Annotated in this window: 13 protein-coding genes; 4 read left to right on the top strand and 9 right to left on the bottom strand. The window is 65.7% G+C overall.

Annotated features, from left to right (window positions below; all coding sequences use genetic code 11):
• Positions 1-91: 91 nt before the first annotated feature.
• From GGD63_RS06420 to GGD63_RS06450, 7 genes are all read right to left on the bottom strand, one after another.
• Positions 92-1,540: an aldehyde dehydrogenase family protein gene (locus GGD63_RS06420; RefSeq protein ID WP_183240090.1), complete on the bottom strand. Its 1,449-nt coding sequence runs from the start codon at positions 1,538-1,540 to the stop codon at positions 92-94.
• A gap of 24 nt (positions 1,541-1,564) precedes the next feature.
• Positions 1,565-2,908 (bottom strand): glucarate dehydratase, encoded by a 1,344-nt coding sequence (gene gudD / locus GGD63_RS06425; protein ID WP_183240092.1) that lies wholly within the window; start codon positions 2,906-2,908, stop codon positions 1,565-1,567.
• 26 nt (positions 2,909-2,934) lie between these two features.
• Positions 2,935-3,879, bottom strand: coding sequence for a 5-dehydro-4-deoxyglucarate dehydratase (kdgD, locus tag GGD63_RS06430; RefSeq protein WP_183240093.1), 945 nt, complete (start codon positions 3,877-3,879; stop codon positions 2,935-2,937).
• A gap of 130 nt (positions 3,880-4,009) precedes the next feature.
• Complete coding sequence (locus GGD63_RS06435) at positions 4,010-4,915, bottom strand: LysR substrate-binding domain-containing protein (protein ID WP_183240095.1); 906 nt, start codon at positions 4,913-4,915, stop codon at positions 4,010-4,012.
• Positions 4,916-5,037: 122 nt separating this feature from the next.
• Complete coding sequence (locus tag GGD63_RS06440) at positions 5,038-6,390, bottom strand: MFS transporter (RefSeq protein WP_183240097.1); 1,353 nt, start codon at positions 6,388-6,390, stop codon at positions 5,038-5,040.
• Positions 6,391-6,888: 498 nt separating this feature from the next.
• Positions 6,889-8,841, bottom strand: a complete 1,953-nt coding sequence (locus tag GGD63_RS06445; protein ID WP_183240098.1) for a hypothetical protein — start codon at positions 8,839-8,841, stop codon at positions 6,889-6,891.
• An 87-nt stretch (positions 8,842-8,928) separates the two neighbouring features.
• Positions 8,929-10,011, bottom strand: a complete 1,083-nt coding sequence (locus tag GGD63_RS06450; RefSeq protein ID WP_183240100.1) for a YbhN family protein — start codon at positions 10,009-10,011, stop codon at positions 8,929-8,931.
• 428 nt (positions 10,012-10,439) lie between these two features.
• On the opposite strand from GGD63_RS06450, the gene GGD63_RS06455 reads away from it, so the two are divergent.
• Together GGD63_RS06455 and GGD63_RS06460 are read left to right on the top strand one after the other, a co-directional pair.
• Positions 10,440-10,946, top strand: coding sequence for a ferritin-like domain-containing protein (locus tag GGD63_RS06455; RefSeq protein WP_183240102.1), 507 nt, complete (start codon positions 10,440-10,442; stop codon positions 10,944-10,946).
• 564 nt (positions 10,947-11,510) lie between these two features.
• A complete protein-coding gene (locus GGD63_RS06460; RefSeq protein WP_183240104.1) occupies positions 11,511-13,910 on the top strand; it encodes an EAL domain-containing protein in 2,400 nt (799 codons plus the stop codon).
• A 4-nt stretch (positions 13,911-13,914) separates the two neighbouring features.
• On the opposite strand, the gene GGD63_RS06465 is transcribed toward GGD63_RS06460, so the two are convergent.
• The gene (locus tag GGD63_RS06465; RefSeq protein WP_018642849.1) at positions 13,915-14,349 is read right to left on the bottom strand and encodes a hypothetical protein; all 435 of its coding nucleotides are present in this window, start codon (positions 14,347-14,349) and stop codon (positions 13,915-13,917) included.
• 64 nt (positions 14,350-14,413) lie between these two features.
• On the opposite strand from GGD63_RS06465, the gene GGD63_RS06470 reads away from it, so the two are divergent.
• On the top strand, positions 14,414-14,995 hold the full coding sequence (locus GGD63_RS06470; protein ID WP_183240106.1) for a hypothetical protein: 582 nt from the start codon (positions 14,414-14,416) through the stop codon (positions 14,993-14,995).
• A 62-nt stretch (positions 14,996-15,057) separates the two neighbouring features.
• Positions 15,058-15,657, top strand: coding sequence for a YdcF family protein (locus GGD63_RS06475; protein WP_183240107.1), 600 nt, complete (start codon positions 15,058-15,060; stop codon positions 15,655-15,657).
• 67 nt (positions 15,658-15,724) lie between these two features.
• Here GGD63_RS06475 and GGD63_RS06480 read toward each other — a convergent pair whose 3' ends face one another.
• Positions 15,725-17,068, bottom strand: coding sequence for a PLP-dependent aminotransferase family protein (locus tag GGD63_RS06480; RefSeq protein WP_183240109.1), 1,344 nt, complete (start codon positions 17,066-17,068; stop codon positions 15,725-15,727).
• Between the last annotated feature and the right edge of the window lie 21 nt (positions 17,069-17,089).

The following is a 17,089-nucleotide window of genomic DNA, read 5'->3' on the forward strand; positions in this document are numbered from 1 at the left end:
GGTTAGCGCAGCGTAACCCACCGATGTCTGTGGCCGCGGAAGCAGAAGAGGTGGGTTACGCTGCGCTAACCCACCCTACGAAGTCAGCCTATCAACCCGGGAACGTATAAGCCGTCTTCACCGTGGTGTAGAACTCGCGCGCATAGGAGCCCTGCTCGCGGGCGCCGTAGCTCGAGCCCTTCCGGCCGCCGAACGGCACGTGATAGTCGACGCCGGCGGTCGGCAAATTGACCATCACCATGCCGGACTCGCTGTTGCGCTTGTAGTGCGAGGCGTATTTCAGGCTGGTGGTGCAGATGCCGGAGGCAAGGCCAAACTCGGTGTCGTTGGAGATGGCGAGGGCTTCCTCGTAGTTCTTGGCGCGGATGACCGCGGCGACGGGTCCAAAGATCTCTTCGCGCGCGATGCGCATGTTGTTGTTGGCCTCGGTGAACAGCGCCGGCTGCAGGTAGTGACCGGGGTTCTCACGCTTGAGCAGCTCGCCGCCGAAGGCGAGCTTGGCGCCCTCGTCCTGGCCGATCTTGATGTAGCGCAGGTCCTGGTCGAGCTGGCTCTGGTCGACCACGGGGCCGATATGCACGCCGGCCTTGAGCGCGTCGTCCACCGACAGGCCCTTCAGCCGCTCGGCCATCGCCGCGACGAAGCGGTCGTGGATGCCTTCGGTGACGATCAGGCGCGAGGACGCCGTGCAGCGCTGGCCGGTGGAGAAATAGGAGCCGTTGACGGCGACCTCGACAGCGGTCTTCAGGTCCGCGTCGTCAAGCACGACCAGCGGATTCTTGCCGCCCATCTCGAGCTGGAATTTCTTCATCGGGTTCGACAGCACGCAGGCCTGCGCGATCTTGCGCCCGGTCTGCACCGAACCGGTGAAGGTGATCGCCGCGACATCCGGATGGTCGAGCAGGGTCTGGCCGACCACGGAGCCGGAGCCGATCACGAGGTTGAATACGCCAGCCGGAATGCCCGAGCGGGTGATGATCTCGGACAGTGCATGGGCCGAGCCCGGCACCAGCTCGGCCGGCTTGAACACCACGGTGTTGCCGTAGCAGAGCGCCGGCGCGATCTTCCAGGCGGGGATCGCGATCGGGAAATTCCAGGGCGTGATCATGCCGACGACGCCCATCGGCTCACGGGTGAGCTCGACGTCGAGGCCGGGACGAACCGAGGCGCCCTTCTCCCCGATCAGGCGCAGCGCTTCGCCGGCGAAGAATGCAAAGATCTGGCCGGCACGCGCGACCTCGCCGATGCCCTCGGGCAGGGTCTTGCCTTCCTCGCGGGCGAGCAGGCGGCCGAGTTCTTCCTTGCGGGAGAGGATTTCGAGCGAAATCTTGTTCAGCGCGTCATAGCGCTCCTGCGGCGTCGAGCGCGCCCAGGCGGGGAAAGCGGCCTTGGCCGCGGCGATCGCCTTCTCGGTCTGGGCCTTGTCGGCCTTGGCGTATTCGCCGACGAGATCGTTGGTGTTGGAGGGGTTGATGTTCTTCGTGACGCCGGAGCCGTCGACCCATTCGCCGCCGATGAAGTTCTTCAGGATCGCAGTCATCTTTTTTCCTCCGAGGGAACGTTTTTAACGCACGAGGCAGGGACGCTTGTCGTCAAACGTCCAGCCCGGGATCAGGTCCTGCATGGCCATAGCGTCATCCCGGGCGCCGAGTCCATGCTTCTTGTAGAGCTCGTGTGCGGCCTCGATGGCGCCGCGGTCGATCTCGATGCCGAGGCCCGGCCTGTCAGGCACCGTGATCTTGCCGCCCTTGATCTGGAGCGGCTCTTTCGTCAGCGCCTGGCCGTCCTGCCAGATCCAGTGGGTGTCGATCGCGGTGACCTTGCCCGGGGCGGCGGCGCCGACATGGGTGAACATGGCGAGCGAAATGTCGAAATGATTGTTGGAGTGCGAGCCCCAGGTCAGGCCGTTGTCACGGCAGGTCTGGGCCACGCGCACCGAGCCTTGCATGGTCCAGAAATGGGGGTCGGCGAGCGGAATGTCCACCGCGCCCAGGCGCAGCGCATGGGAGAGCTGCCGCCAGTCGGTCGCAATCATGTTGGTCGCGGTCGGCAGCCCCGTGGCGCGGCGGAACTCGGCCATGATCTCGCGGCCGGAGAAGCCGGCCTCGGCGCCGCAGGGGTCCTCGGCATAGGCGAGGATGCCGTGCATGCCCTTGCAGAGGCCGATAGCCTCATCCAGCGACCAGGCGCCGTTGGGGTCCAGCGTGACGCGCGCGTTGGGGAAGCGCTTTGCGATCGCGGTGACGGCCTCGATCTCCTGCTCGCCGCGGAGCACGCCGCCCTTGAGCTTGAAATCGGCGAAGCCGTAATGGTCGTGGGTGGCTTCCGCGAGCCGCACCACGGTCTCGGGCGTCATCGCCTCCTGGTGGCGGAGATTGAACCATTCTGCCTTGCCGGTCTCGCCTGCGACATAGTCGAGCTTCGACTTGCGGCGGTCTCCGACGAAGAAGAGATAGCCGAGCGTCTCGACGCTGGTGTGCTGCTGGCCTTCGCCGAGCAGAGCGGCGACCGGCAGGTTGAGATGCTGGCCGAGCAGGTCGAGGAGGGCGGATTCGATCGCGGTGACTGCGTGGATCATCACCCGCAGGTCAAAGGTCTGCTTGCCGCGGCCCCCGGCGTCGCGGTCGGCAAAGGCGGTCCTGATATCGGCGAGGATGTTGTTCATCGCGCCGACGGTCTTGCCGATCACGAGATCGCGGGCGTCCTGGAGGGTCTGCCAGATCTTCTGCCCGCCCGGTACCTCGCCGACGCCGGTGTGGCCGGCATTGTCAGTGAGGATGACGATGTTGCGGGTGAAGAACGGCGCATGCGCGCCGCTCAAATTGAGGAGCATGCTGTCGCGGCCCGCGACCGGGATCACCTGCATCGCCGTGACGACCGGTGCGCCAGAAATCTCAGTCGCGGCCATCGCGCGCTCCTCCCTGTTTTCTGCCCTTATTCTGCAGCCTGTTGTGACGATCGTGCGGCAGGCAGCTTCTTCACCAGCGCGGTCAGTTCCGCGATCTCCTGCTCGGTGAGATCGGTCAGCGGCGGACGGACCGGGCCGGAATCGCGGCCGATCACCTTCATGCCGGCCTTGATGATCGAGACCGCATAACCCTTCTTGCGGTTGCGGATCGCGATCAGCGGCAGGATGAAATCCTTCAGGCCGGCTTGGATCGCCACATGGTCGCGCTTGCGCACGGCGGCGTAGAAATTGGTGGCGAATTCCGGCACAAAGTTGAACACGGCCGAGGAATAGGTCGTCACGCCCATGTCGAGATAGGGCAGCGCGAAGGTCTCCGCGGTCGGCAGGCCGCCGACATAAGTGAGGCGATCGCCGAGCTTGGTGTAGACGCGGGTCATCAGCTCGATGTCGCCGATGCCGTCCTTGTAGCCGACGAGGTTCGGGCAGCGCTCGGCAAGACGCGCGAGCGTGTCGGGCTGGAGGATGGCGTTGTCGCGGTTGTAGACGATGACGCCGATCTTCACGGCGGCGCAGACCGCCTCGACATGGGCGGCAAGGCCTTCCTGCTCGGAATGGGTGAGGTAGGGCGGCAGCAGCAAGAGGCCGTCGGCGCCGGCCTTTTCCGCACCGATCGCGATCTCGCGGGCGATCGCGGTGCCGTAGCCGGTGCCGGCGAGCACGGGCACGCGGCCCTTGGTCTCGTCGACGGCGACCTTGACCACCTGCGGAACCTCGGTCGGGGTCAGCGAGAAGAACTCGCCGGTGCCGCCGGCGGCGAACAGACCTGCGACATCGTAGCCGCAGAGCCAGTCCATGTTGGCGCGGTAGGTCGCCTCGTCGAAGGAGTAGTCAGCCTTGAACGGCGTGACGGGGAAGGACAGGAGGCCCGATCCGATCTTCTGGGCCATTTCCTGCGGGGTCATCTTGCTCATGGGCGCGGCTCCCTTATTCGCGTGTTGTGGAGGACGCAAGCAGAAGGCTGCGCGTCCATGCGCCGTGGTTTAGGAGACCGTTCGATGCGCGTCCAAGCCAAAGCCTATATCGACCAATGCGAATTCAGCATCAATCTTCCATCGCGTCCGCGGAGGACAATTCACCGGCGATTTTGACCAGCGCCGACAGCAGCGGGTTCTCGTCCTCGCGGCGCCAGGCCATGAACAGCTCGACGGGGACGCGGGTGCGCAGCTTCAGCGGGCGCAGCCGCACGTCGGAGATCTTCAGGCTCGCGGCCGCGGCCGGCACGATGGCAAGGCCAAGGCCGGCGCGGACCATGGCGAGGATCGAGTGGATCTGGCTCAGATGCTGCACGTAGCGCGGCAGCACGTCGGCGCGGGTGAAGAGGGCCACCAGCAGATCGTGGAAGTAGCGGCTCTCATAGGGCGAATACATCACGAAAGGCTGGTCGTCGAAATCCTTGATGGTGATGCTGTCGGCATTGGCCAGCGGATGCTTCTTCGGGATCGCGGCGAGCAGGGGCTCGGCGACGACGCGGCGGCTGGTCAGCTCGGGCCGCGCGATCGGGGGACGGAGCAGGCCGGCGTCGATCTGGCCTGATGTCAGCGCCTCGAACTGGTCGCCCGACACCATCTCCTTCAGCGAGAAATCCACCTCCGGCAGCTTGGCGCGGCAGGCGGCGATGAGCTCGGGCAGGAAGCCGTAGGCGGCGGCCGCGGTGAAGCCGATCTTCAGCGAGCCGGTCTTGCCGAGCGCGATGCGGCGGGCGACCTGCGAGGCGCTTTCGGCAAGCTTGAGGATGCGCCGCGCCTCCGGCAGGAAGCTCCGCCCCGCGGGCGTCAGGCGCACCGAGCGGCTGGTGCGCTCCAGGAGCGGCGCGTCGATGATGTGCTCGAGCACCTGGATCTGCCGGGACAGCGGCGGCTGGGTCATGTTGAGCCGCGCGGCGGCGCGGCCGAAATGCAATTCCTCCGCTACCGTGACGAAACAGCGGAGCTGGTTGAGGTCGAACATCGATACATGCCTTAGATGGATAAGGCGTTTCCCCGGCACTTCTAGCATCGATCATCCTCAAAACAAAGACGGCGGCCGTGAAGCCGCCGTTGAGTTGCCTGGTCAAGCTCCCATGGGAGCCCTCAGGAGGAACGTTTGAGCGTCACCCGCTCGATCTTGCCGACGATGACGAGATAGGCGAAGGCGGCCACCAGCGCGTTGAGCCCGACAAACACCAGCGCGCCGTTGAACGAGCCGGTCGCGGCCAGGATGTAGCCGATCACGATCGGGGTGGTGATCGAGGAGAGATTGCCGAAGGTGTTGAACAGGCCGCCGGAGACGCCGCCGGCTTCCTTCGGCGAGGTGTCGGAGACCACCGCCCAGCCGAGCGCGCCGATGCCCTTGCCGAAGAAGGCGAGCGCCATGAAGCCGACCACCAGCGCCTGTCCGTCGACGTAGTTGCACGCGATGATCGACATCGACAACAGCATGCCGCCGACGATCGGGATCTTGCGCGCCATGGTCAGCGAGCCGGTCCTGCGCAGGATCGCGTCCGAGATGATGCCGCCGAGCACGCCGCCGATGAAGCCGCACAAGGCGGGCAGCGTCGCGACGAAACCGGCTTGCAGGATCGACAGGCCGCGCTCCTTGACGAGGTAGACCGGAAACCAGGTCAGGAAGAAATAGGTCAGCGTGTTGATGCAGTACTGGCCGAGATAGACGCCGAGCATCATGCGGTTGGAGAGCAACTGGCGGATGTGGTCCCACCCCGAGCCGGACTCTTGCGCACGCCCGCGCAGCTGATCGTCCTTGGGCGCGTCGAGATCGACCAGCGCGCCGCCTTCCTTGATGTAGTCGAACTCCGCCTCGTTGATCGAGGGATGCTCCTTGGGGCCGTAGATGGTCTTGATCCAGACCAGGCCCATGATGATTCCGAGCGCGCCCATCACGAAGAACACGTAGCGCCAGCCGTAGGCGTGGGCAATCCAGCCCATCAGCGGCGCGAAGATCACGGTGGCGAAATACTGCCCCGAATTGAAGAAGGCCGACGCGGTGCCGCGCTCGTTGCCCGGAAACCAGGCTGCGACGATGCGGGCATTGGCGGGAAAGGACGGTGCTTCGGCGACGCCGACAAGGAGGCGGAGCACGAACAGCACGACGATGGCGGCGCCGGCGCTGAGGAAGCCGACCCAGCCCTGCATCAGCGTGAACAGCGACCAGACGATGATGCTGAAGGCATAGACGAGGCGCGAGCCGTAGCGGTCGAGCAACCAGCCGCCCGGCACCTGCGCCACGACATAGGACCAGCCGAAAGCCGAGAAGATCCAGCCCATGGCGACGGGATCGAGATGAAGCTCCTTGGAGAGCGCGGGACCGGCGATCGACAGCGTGGCGCGGTCGGCATAGTTCACGGTGGTGACCAGGAACAACATGGTCACGATGAACAGCCTGACGCGAGACCTCCTCACGTCCGCTGCGGACACCACTGCGCTCATGATGCGCCTCCTTAGAACTCGAAATGTTTCCTCAAGGCGAGTCCTAGAGGCGCGTGCGGCAGGGTGTCCAAGTTCAAGGGAGTATCGATCGATGCCGTTTTTGGATTGATGGAACGAAAGCTTGGGGGAACGATCGTGGAGAGAGTGAGAGTGCGCGAGCGAGGTCGCGCCACGCGCACCGCTGTCATTCCCCGCGAAGGCGGGGAATCCAGTACGCCGCGGCTTCTCGGTTCAATCACTGCTGCTGCGGCGAACTGGGCGGATCGCCCGGTCAAGCCGGGCGATGACAGCGGTGGAGTAGATGGTTTGAACCACAAACTCGTCATTGCGAGCGCAGCGAAGCAATCCAGGCTTTTTCCGCGAAGGGATTCTGGATTGCTTCGCTGCGCTCGCAATGACGGTGTGGCAGGCAGCGCGTAGCCCGCATGAGCGTAGCGATATGCGGGGACAGTGGTCCCGGATGTCGCTGCGCTCATCCGGGCTACGATGTCGCGCGCGCTACTGCTGCGCGCTCGGCAGCAATTGCGGCAGAAACCCGCGCGTCACGTTGGGGGGCACGGCATCCAGCCCGAGCACGGCGCTCGCCGCCGGCAGTGCCGCATCCGCCATCGCGGCGTGGCCTTCGGCGCTTGGATGCACGGCGCCGCCATAGACGGCGGACAGCACGCCCCAGGTCGCGTCGTGGATGTCGGTCGGCTGGCTCGCGGCCGGCAGGCCCTGCGGATAGGTCATCGCGGCGAAATAGCTGTCATTGGCGTCGCGGATCCAGCGCGCGCGCGGCAGGTAGGCGCGGTACTCCGAGGCGCCGCGGCCGCACAGCATCGGCTGGCTCGCTGCGCTCACGATATCGGGATTGAAGCTCTGGCCGTTCTCGGCAAAGCAGCTGCGGTCGAATTCGGGATCGTTGCCGGAATGGGCGCAAAAGCCGTGGTCGGCGAACGCGGCCTGGTGCGCATCGACGAAGGTCATGCGGTCGGATTCGGGATCGCGGCACAACGCACCGCGCGTGCAGGTGGCGAGCCCCTTCAGTTGCGGCAGAAATTCCGTGTCGACGAAGGTCGAGACGCGTGCGAGGCGCTGCGGATCGGCGTTGAAGGACGGATGAATGTCGAAGCCGGCGCGGCCGCCGCGGCAGGGCACGCCACCGTCGGCGAGCGCGGGATTGGCGTAGGACACGTAAACAACATGCGAGAGGTCGCCGCCGACCAGCGGCTTCAGCGCCTCGCGCAGCTTGACGAAGTTCTGCGGCAGCTCGCGTGCCAGCGCGTCGCGGGAATCGTCGACGCTCGCCATCACGCCGGAGCGGCGGAACAGCGCGCGCTCGGTCGCGGTGTCGACGATGACGTCGGCGACGAGGCCGGAGAAATAGACGTCGTTGGCGCCGACCGACAGCAGCACGAGATCGAGCGTGCGGTCCGGCTGGCGTTTCTTTGCCGCGCCGAGCGCTTCGCGCAGCTCGGCGACCTGCGCGTTGACGCTGGTGTTGCAGACGCCGGTCTTGCCGGGCGGGCATTCGCGGGCGCGCTGCGAGCCCAGGAGCCCGTCGCCGATGCCGGCGCCGGTGCAGGCGAGCGGCAGAAAGGTCACGGCGATGTGGGTGTAGCGCACCGCGAGCGCCAGCGCGGTGCGGGCCTGGTAGCTGTACAGCGAGCGGTGGCAGGGCGCATTGAACCACAGCGCGCTGTAGTGCTGCCAGTTGGCGAGGGTGTCCGGCGCCTCGCAGGCGCGGCCGCCCTTGTAGCCGGCGCGGCTCGGCCGGTAGTACTGCGCACCGGCGGTGCCGAGATAGGAGCGGAAGCAGAACCCCTCATCCGACAGCGCCAGCGGCCGGTCCGGATTGCCTTCGCCCGAGGCGATGCTGTCCCCGAGGCCGGCGACGAACACGTCGCGCACCTGGATCTCGGTCTGGATGCGCTGGGTCGGGTCGGAGCCGGCGGAGACGTCGACGGTCGCAACCGTCTGCTTGCCGTAGCGGACGCGCAGATTGACCGGCTCGGCGCAGTCGAAGGTCGAGGTCTGCGGTCCGTCGCCGTCGTCGAACGACCAGGCACAGGTGGCCCCGACCGGCACTGCGCCAACGAGGCGTACCGTCACCGGGTGGTCGATCGGCGTGAGGTAGTTCTCTTTGACATTGTCGCGGGTGCAGGGCTGGTTGACCCGGCCCTGCAGGTCGATGCAGAGCCGGTTGACCATGTTGCGGGCCCAGCCTCGCCCCTCGCTCTGGAGCTCCAGCGACTGCTCGGCGGCTAGAATGCTGCGGTTACGTGCATTCTCGACATGGAGCAGGAAGTCGCGCTCCTCGCGGAACAGGCGGAAGCGGTTGCGCACCTCCCAGGAAATCTGCATGGCGCCGGCATCCTGCGCCGCTGCGCGCGGAAGCGGCAAAGTAGTCAGAATTCCGGCAAGCAGCAGGAGGCTTGCGGAGAGGGTACGAAGGGATACAGGGATCATGGCCCGCGTTTTCAACGGCAAAGTTGAGGCGGAAATAAGAGAGGATTGCCTCTCCGCGGGCAACCCCTCCGCCTCCAGATCCTAGCCTTACCGCTTATTGGCCTGCCGCAGCAGCCGTTCGCGCTCCATCGGCGTCACCTGCTTGGGCAGATTGGCCTGGGCGCAGGCCTCCGCCAGCCGCCGCCTCTCCTGCCAGGGCTCGACCACGTTCATCCAGAGCTCGCGCGTGCCCATGATGGAGATGGCGAGGCCAAACGGGATCACGAAATAGAGCAGGCGGAACACCAGCAGCGTCGCCAGGAGCTGCTCGCGGCCGAATTCGGGCAGCGCCAGCAGCATGGCGGCGTCGAACACGCCGATCGAGCCGGGCGCGTGGCTGGCAAAGCCGAGCAGCGTCGCCAGGATGAACACCACGGCGAGCGAGAGGAAGTCGATTGGCGGGGTGGCCGGCATCAGGAGGTACATCGCCGTGGCGCAGAAGCCGAGATCGACCACGCCGATCAGGATCTGCACCAGCGTCAGCGGCGCCGAGGGCAGCACCACCTTCCAGCCCTTCTGGCCGAGCTCGCGCCGCTTCTCGCCCATGCAGAGCCAGACCAGATAAGCGCCGATCGAGGCGAGGCCGCCCAAGGCGATCAGCCGGTTGAGCGACGAGGGGAGCTGATCCATCGAGGTCGCGGCATCCGGATGGACGGCCATGCCGATCGAGAGCACGAAGATGTTACCAAGCCAGAAGGTCAGGCCCGACAGGAAGCAGATTTTCGCGACGTCGATCGCGTTCAGCCCGTAGTCCGAATAGATCCGGAAGCGGATCGCGCCGCCGGTGAATACCGTGGCGCCGATGTTGTGGCCGATCGAATAGGACGTGAAGCTGGACAGCGCTGCGATGCGGTAGGGAACGTGCTTCTTGCCGATCGTTCGCAGTGCAAAAAAGTCATAGAAGGTCAGCGTACAGAACGCGAAGAAGACGCAGATCGCCGCCAGCCCGATGCTGCCACGGGGAATCTCGGTTAACGCGGTCAGGATGACGCCGGTATCGATGCCCTTGAGGGTCCGCACCAGCGTTGTGATCGCGAAGGCGATGATGAAGACGCTCGCGGCAATTCCGAGCCGTCGCCAGCCGATCCATCTCTTGAAGCCGCGTTTCAGCGCGGGCAGCAGTCCGTGCATTCATCCTCCCGGCGGGGGGCAAGACCGACCCGGCCGGGCAGTGGCCGGTCGGGCGCGGTCGTTGCCGAAGGCAAGTGTCGATCGCTAGATATGATCCAGCTCATTTAAGGCAAAAACGGTGACTTGTGCAGCCCTTGACAAGGATAGGTTCTGCGCCAGACCGCCTACTTTTGTCATATGCGGTTCACATCCGGGCGCGCGTTAAGCATGTGAGTCGGCGGATAGGCCCGGATCGTACGTTCACATGCCGGCATGATTTCATATCGTGCTGTCGCCTGCATTGTTCCAGCTCAAGCGATGCAGGCTTTTATGGAACGTCGATCCCGGGCGCCCGTTAGCGGCTCATCAGCAACCGAACATGGCGGAATAAGCGGCTTTTCATGCAAGCCGCGGCCTCCGTGTTCCCGAAACGCAAGAGGATTGGAACGATGGGACTGTTCACAAAGGACATCAAGACCATGAACGACCTGTTCGTGCACCAGCTCCGGGACATCTATTACGCCGAGCAGCAGCTCACCAAGGCGCTGCCGAAAATGGCCAGCAAGGCCACCGATCCGCAGCTGAAACAGGGCTTTTTGACGCACCTCGAAGAAACCAAGCAACATGTCACGCGGCTCGAGGAAGTGTTCAAGATGCACGGCGTCGCCGTGAAGGCGGTCGACTGCCCGGCGATCGACGGTATCATCGAGGAAGCCGATGAGACCGCCGGCGAAGTCGCCGACAAGGCGGTGCTCGACGCCGCGCTGATCAACGCGGCGCAGGCCGCCGAGCATTACGAGATCGTACGCTATGGCAGCCTGATCGCCTGGGCCAAGCAGCTCGGCCGCAACGACTGTGCCAGCGTGCTCGCCAAGACGCTGGAGGAAGAGAAGGCGACCGACAAGAAGCTGACGAAGCTTGCCGAGAGCAAGGTGAATTTGCGCGCGGCGAGCTGATGAAGGTGTAGCGAGAGAGCACCGTGCGGCGGTCCGGGCGGTGCTTCTGTTCTAGCCGTCATGCCCCGCGAAGGCGGGGCATCCAGTACTCCGCGGCCTCTCCGTATCCCCGCGCCGCCGCGGCGTACTGGATCGCCCGCCTGCGCGGGCGATGACACCGATTTTGGCGTGAGCGCATTCGACACACACCCATCCTTCGTCCATTGCCGAAACATGACGGCGGATCGGCGGCGTATATCCCGCATGGGGCTGCAACCGAGGTGGCAGCATGCGCGTGAGCACCATCAAATATGAATCCTTCGACGACGGAGCCGGCGCACAGCGTGCCGGCTCCAGCGGATCAACGGGCTGTCGGCGTGGTGGACCGGGCTCGCCTTCGTTCCGATGATGGCGGCGGTGCTGCCGGTCAATCTGCTGGCGCCGCGCCTCGCCGAGCGCATCGGAGGCGATGAACAATCCGAGCGAATGAGCACATCTCCCGTTCACCATCCGGGGAAGCAGCACATAGCCGGTTACCGATCGTCCACCTCTGTCGGTTCAAGTGCGGGTCCACAGGGGCCGGCAATGTATCAAGTTCTTTACTGTCTCACGGAACAGCATGATTGGAGTCTGGTCGCGCTTGGCGGAGCGGTGTGCCTGCTCGCGAGCGCAGCAGCGATCAGCCTGTTTCACCGGGCACGCACCGCGCGGGGACCGGGGCGCCTCGCCTGGATCGCCCTGGATGCTGCCGTCAGCGGATGCGGCGTCTGGGCGACGCATTTCATCGCGATGCTTGCCTACGGCCCCGGCGATGCCGGCGCCTACAACATCCCGGTCACGATTCTTTCGTTGATCCTTGCGATCTCCGTGACCTTCGTGGGGCTGAGCATCGCGGTATCGTCCTCGCGCGCGGCCTGGGTCGTCGTCGGCGGCGCCATCGTCGGCGGCGGTGTCGCGGCGATGCACTACACCGGCATGGCGGCGCTGGAGATGCCGGCCCGCGTGGACTGGATCGGAAGCACGGTCGCCGTCTCGGTGCTGCTCGGAATTGTCTTTGCTTCACTTGCGCTGTTCGTCGCCGCGCGGCGCGACGACCTGCTCCATGCGCTGGCGGCGACAGCTCTGCTGACGCTCGCCATCGTCGCGCATCATTTCACCGCGATGGGCGCCGTGCTGCTGACGCCGGACCCGACGCTCGCGATCAGCGGGCTCGCGGTTCCGCCTGCCTCGATGTCCTTCCTCACCGCCAGCGCCGCGGTTGCGATCATCGCGATTGCGCTCGTTGCCGCGCTGCTCGACCGCCGCGCCAAGGGCGAACTCGGGCGCCAGCAACTGGTGCTGGACTCCGCGCTCGAGAACATGTCGCAGGGGCTGTGCATGTTCGATGCGGACGGCAAGATCATCCTGTTCAACGAACGCTACGCGGCGATGCTTCGCCGCACCGACATCGCGCTCACCGGCCGCCTGCTGGTCGACGTGCTCAGGGAAGAGCAGGCCAAGGGCCAGTGGCAGGGCGACGCCGATGAATTCTTTGCGCGGCTCGTCGCCGATGCGCGCGAGGGCCGCACCACGACCGACGTCGTCAACCGGTTCGGCCGTTCCATCCGCGTCGTCAACCAGCCGATGCAGGGCGGCGGCTGGGTCGCGACCTTCGAGGACATCACCGAGTGGCTGGAAGCACAGGCCAAGATCTCGCACATGGCACGCCATGACGCGCTGACCGGCCTGCCGAACCGCGTGCTGTTCCACGAGCAGCTCGAGCAGGGACTGAACCGGGCGAAGTCGAGTGAACAGCTCGCGGTGCTCTGTCTCGATCTCGATAACTTCAAGGACATCAACGACTCGCTCGGCCATCCCATCGGCGATGCACTGCTCAAGGAGGTCGGCCGCAGGCTGAAGACTGCCGTCGGCGAGCACGACACCGTGGCGCGGCTCGGCGGCGACGAATTCGCCGTGGTCCAGATCGGACGTTCCGAGGAAGCCGCTGCGCGGTCGCTTGCCGGCCGCCTCGTCGAGGTCATCTCGGCGCCCTACGAGATCGACGACCATCAGATCGTCATCGGGGTCTCGATCGGCATCTCGCTGTCGCCGCAGGACGGCAGCAATCCGGACGAGTTGTTGAAGAACGCCGACCTCGCGCTCTATCGCGCCAAGGCGGACGGCCGCGGCACCTATCGCTTCTTCGAGACCGGCATGGATGCGCGCGCGCAGGCGCGGCGCCTCTTGGAAATGGATCTGCGCGCAGCGTTGCAGCGCGACGAATTCCTGCCGTACTACCAGCCGATCCGCGACGTCGCCAGCGGCCGGGTCGTCGCCTTCGAGGCGCTGTTGCGCTGGAACCATCCGCAACGCGGCCTGATTGCTCCCATCAGCTTCATTCCGCTGGCCGAGGAGACAGGTCTCATCGTCCAGCTCGGCGAATTCGTGCTGCGCTCCGCCTGCACCGACGCGGCCACCTGGCCCGACGATATCGACGTCGCCGTCAACCTGTCGCCGGTGCAGTTCAAGAGCCCGAACCTGATCGCATCCGTGACCGCGGCGCTGGCCGTCTCGGGACTTCAGGCGCGCCGCCTCGAGCTCGAGATCACCGAATCCGTGCTGCTGCAGAACAGCGAGGCGACGCTGACCACGCTGCACGAGCTGCGCGCCATGGGCGTGCGGATCTCGCTGGACGATTTCGGCACCGGCTACTCGTCGCTGAGCTATCTGCGCAGCTTCCCATTCGACAAGATCAAGATCGACCGCTCCTTCGTGTCGGAGCTGGCGACGCGCGAGGATTCCATGGCGATCATCCGCGCCGTGACTGGCCTTGGCCGCAGCCTCGGCATCGTCACCACCGCGGAAGGCGTCGAGAACGATGCGCAGCTCGAGCTGCTCCGGCGCGAGGGTTGCACCCAGGCGCAGGGTTATCTGTTCAGCAAGCCGCGCCCTGCCTCGGAAGTCGCGATGATGCTGGAACGGCCGCGGCTGCGCGCCTCAGCCTGAAGGATCAGCCGCGGCGCAGCGCGAAATGCGCGCCGCAGAACGCCATCACGGCGCCGAGGCACAATGCGGCAAGCCCGGCCAGCACGCCCGAGACGGTCGGGATCGGGCTCGGCGCCGAGGCCACCTGGCCGGCACCCGCCAGCAGGAGCACGCCGACCGCGATCAGGAATTGCCGCATCCGCTGCGGGATCTGGCCGGAGACGGCGCTCTGCATCAGGCTCGCCGTGAAATAGCCGCCGGAGAAGCCGACCGTTGCAATCAACCACCACGCGATCGCAGCGCCTGCGGGTATGAACTCATGCGTATCGGAGCGCCAGAGGCCCCCGAGGTCGAGACCGTAGCGCGCGCCCAGCATGTGCACCGCAAGCGCGAGCAGCACGCCGGAGATCATTGCGGCGCCGAGAATCAGGCGACGTGGAAAAAAGGTCGTCTCAGCCATGCCTCGCTTGTAGGATGGGCGAGGGCGATAGCGCAAGCGGATCGCGGACGGGATTGAATTCGAGATGCAGGTTTCCGGAGCCGAGGCGGCCACGAGCTACGCCTACAAGGCGTCGCTGATCGGCTCGGCGCACCGCTTCGAGCTGACGGAGGAGGGATTGTCCTGGCACATCGGCGGCCGTTCGGGCCTGTGGCGCTATAACGAGATCTCGGCGATCCGGCTGTCGTTCCGCCCGGTGTCGATGCAGCAGCACCGCTTTCGCGCCGATGTCAGCCACAAGGGCGGCGGCCGCATCGCCATCCTGTCGACGAGCTGGCAGACCGCGGCCCTGATGGCGCCGCAGGACAACGGTTTTCGCGATTTTCTCATCGAGCTCCATGCGCGGATGGCGAAAGCGGGCAGCCGCGCGGAATTGATCGCAGGTCTCGGTCGCAAGACCTATGCTGCGGTGCTGGCATTCCTGGCGGTGCTCGCCGTGGCGATGGCGGGGCTGTTGATTCGCGCCCTCATGATCGGCGAATTCGCCGGCGTGCTGTTCATCCTCGGCTTCGCCGCGCTGTTCGCCTGGCAGGTCGGAGGCTTCGTGCGGCGCAACCAGCCGCAGAGCTACAGTTTCGATCGCGTGCCGAAGGCCCTGCTGCCCTAGGTGCAATTGGCCGCAATCAAACGTGACTTCGCGTCCCGGCGTCGGTGTCGCATCTTGCGGTCATGTCAGTCATGGACCGCAGCACCCGCCTGCCAACGGCAGATGAGATCGCCAGAATCAACCGCACGCATCTGATCGATACGCCGCTCCAGCCAGCCGACCTGCTGTTCATGTTCGGCACCCGCGAAGACGTTGGCTTGCGCGCTGACACCGCCGCAAGGCTGTGGCGCGAGGGCCTGTTCCGCTGGTCGATTGTGAGCGGCGGAGTCACGCCGGGCTCGGAGCAATCCGAGTGCAGCATCATCAAGGCCGCGATGGTTGCGGCGGGCATTCCGGCGGATCTCATCCTCGAGGAGCATCGCGCGATGAACACCGGCGAGAACGTGATCTTCTCGCTGCCGGTCATCGATGCGGCGCTCGGACTGCAGAACATCCGCAGTGTGATCTGCCTCGGCAACACCTGGACCGCGCGGCGTTATCCGATGACGCTGCAGCGGCACTGGCCGGAGGTCGAGAAGATGCTGCTCACCGTCGACAGCTTCGCGACGCCGCGTGCGCTCTGGCATACCGATGCCGAATTTCGCCGCCGCATGCTGCATGAATGGGACAAGATCGAGCCTTACAAGGCGAGGGGCTTTATCGCAGACTGGCCGGAGGTCTGAGAAGGGTTTCTTTTTGACGCGTTTTCTTCACGCGAACCGGTACCCACTTCGCTCGAAAACGCTCTGCTTACTCCGTCGAGTCGAAATCCTCTTCCTTGGTGCCGAGCAGCGACACCAGCGTGCGCAGGCCGGAATCGAGCTGCTCCGGGGTGGGCGGGGCGAGCGCGAGCCGCACCGCGTTCGGTGCATGTCCATGCGCGATCGCGAAGGTCGAGGACGGCGTCAGCGCGATGCCGCGCCTTGCTGCCGCGGCAACGAAGGTCTGCGAGCGCCAGTGCGGCGGCAGCGTCAGCCAGAGATGATAGGAGCGCGGGTCGGCGGCGAGCTGGTAGCCGGCGAGCAACCTTGCCGCGGTCTGCTGGCGGCGCGAGGCATCGATGCGTTTCAGGCGGGTCAGCTCGGCGACGGTACCGTCGGCCATCAGCCGCTGCCCGGCCGCGAGCGCGTGCCCGGAGGCGATCCAGCCGCCGGTCCGGACCGCGCTCATCACGCTTTCGCGCAAGTGAGGGGGCGCGACGAGGATGCCGAGCGCTAACCCCGGCGCGACTTTCTTGGACAGGCTGTCGAGCACGATGCAGCGGTCCGGCCCGAGCGCCGCCAGCGGCGTGTCGTCGGCAAGGAAGCCGTAGACGGTGTCCTCGATGATGGTGAGATCGAGCTTCTCGGCAACGCGCATGATGTCGGCGCGCCGCGTCGCGTTCATGGTGACGCCGAGCGGGTTCTGGATGATGGGCTGCAGATACAGCGCCGACAGATGCGCCTCGCGATGCGCCTTCTGGATCGCGTCGGGGCGCGCGCCGAATTCGTCCATCGGTATAGGCACCAGCGTCACGCCCAGCCGCGCGGCGATGCTCTTGACGTAGGGGTAGGTCAGCGCCTCGACGCCGCAGCGGCCGCCGGTGGGGACGAGCGCCGCGAGCGCGGCCGCCAGCGATTGCTTGCCGTTGGCGGTGAAGACGATCTGCTCGGCCTGCGGCGCAAAATTCTTGCGCGCGAGATAGGCGGCGGCAGCATTGCGCGCGCTCTTGGTGCCGGTGCTGGTCGAGACGCGCAGCGCCGATTCGAGCGCATCGACGCGCTCCAGCCCCGCAAGGCTCTTGGCGATCATCGCCCATTGCTGCGGCAATAATGGATAATTGACCTCGAAATCGATCCGCGCGTCGCGCGGCTCGCTCAAGGCCTCGACCTCGCGCCTGATGTCGCCGGAGATGAAGGTGCCGCGGCCAACCTCGCCGACCACGAGGCCGCGGCGGAGCAACTCGGTATAAACCCGGCTCGCGGTGGAGACCGCAATGCCGCGGTCATAGGCAAAATTGCGCTGCGGCGGCAGCCGGTCGCCGGGCCTTAACGTGCCGTTAGAGATATCCGCGGCAATGGCATCGGCAAGCTTCACGTACTCGAACTTGGACATTATTGCACCGAGAGCAATGTT

This window comes from Bradyrhizobium sp. cir1, assembly GCF_014198245.1.
Taxonomy (GTDB): Bacteria; Pseudomonadota; Alphaproteobacteria; order Rhizobiales; family Xanthobacteraceae; genus Bradyrhizobium.

What these genes read in the sequence shown, in the direction of transcription:
- GGD63_RS06420 (WP_183240090.1), bottom strand. Translation starts at nt 1,540, where the DNA reads ATGACTGCGATCCTGAAGAACTTCATCGGCGGCGAATGGGTCGACGGC.
- gudD (WP_183240092.1), bottom strand. Translation starts at nt 2,908, where the DNA reads ATGGCCGCGACTGAGATTTCTGGCGCACCGGTCGTCACGGCGATGCAG.
- kdgD (WP_183240093.1), bottom strand. Translation starts at nt 3,879, where the DNA reads ATGAGCAAGATGACCCCGCAGGAAATGGCCCAGAAGATCGGATCGGGC.
- GGD63_RS06435 (WP_183240095.1), bottom strand. Translation starts at nt 4,915, where the DNA reads ATGTTCGACCTCAACCAGCTCCGCTGTTTCGTCACGGTAGCGGAGGAA.
- GGD63_RS06440 (WP_183240097.1), bottom strand. Translation starts at nt 6,390, where the DNA reads ATGAGCGCAGTGGTGTCCGCAGCGGACGTGAGGAGGTCTCGCGTCAGG.
- GGD63_RS06445 (WP_183240098.1), bottom strand. Translation starts at nt 8,841, where the DNA reads ATGATCCCTGTATCCCTTCGTACCCTCTCCGCAAGCCTCCTGCTGCTT.
- GGD63_RS06450 (WP_183240100.1), bottom strand. Translation starts at nt 10,011, where the DNA reads ATGCACGGACTGCTGCCCGCGCTGAAACGCGGCTTCAAGAGATGGATC.
- GGD63_RS06455 (WP_183240102.1), top strand. Translation starts at nt 10,440, where the DNA reads ATGGGACTGTTCACAAAGGACATCAAGACCATGAACGACCTGTTCGTG.
- GGD63_RS06460 (WP_183240104.1), top strand. Translation starts at nt 11,511, where the DNA reads ATGTATCAAGTTCTTTACTGTCTCACGGAACAGCATGATTGGAGTCTG.
- GGD63_RS06465 (WP_018642849.1), bottom strand. Translation starts at nt 14,349, where the DNA reads ATGGCTGAGACGACCTTTTTTCCACGTCGCCTGATTCTCGGCGCCGCA.
- GGD63_RS06470 (WP_183240106.1), top strand. Translation starts at nt 14,414, where the DNA reads ATGCAGGTTTCCGGAGCCGAGGCGGCCACGAGCTACGCCTACAAGGCG.
- GGD63_RS06475 (WP_183240107.1), top strand. Translation starts at nt 15,058, where the DNA reads ATGTCAGTCATGGACCGCAGCACCCGCCTGCCAACGGCAGATGAGATC.
- GGD63_RS06480 (WP_183240109.1), bottom strand. Translation starts at nt 17,068, where the DNA reads ATGTCCAAGTTCGAGTACGTGAAGCTTGCCGATGCCATTGCCGCGGAT.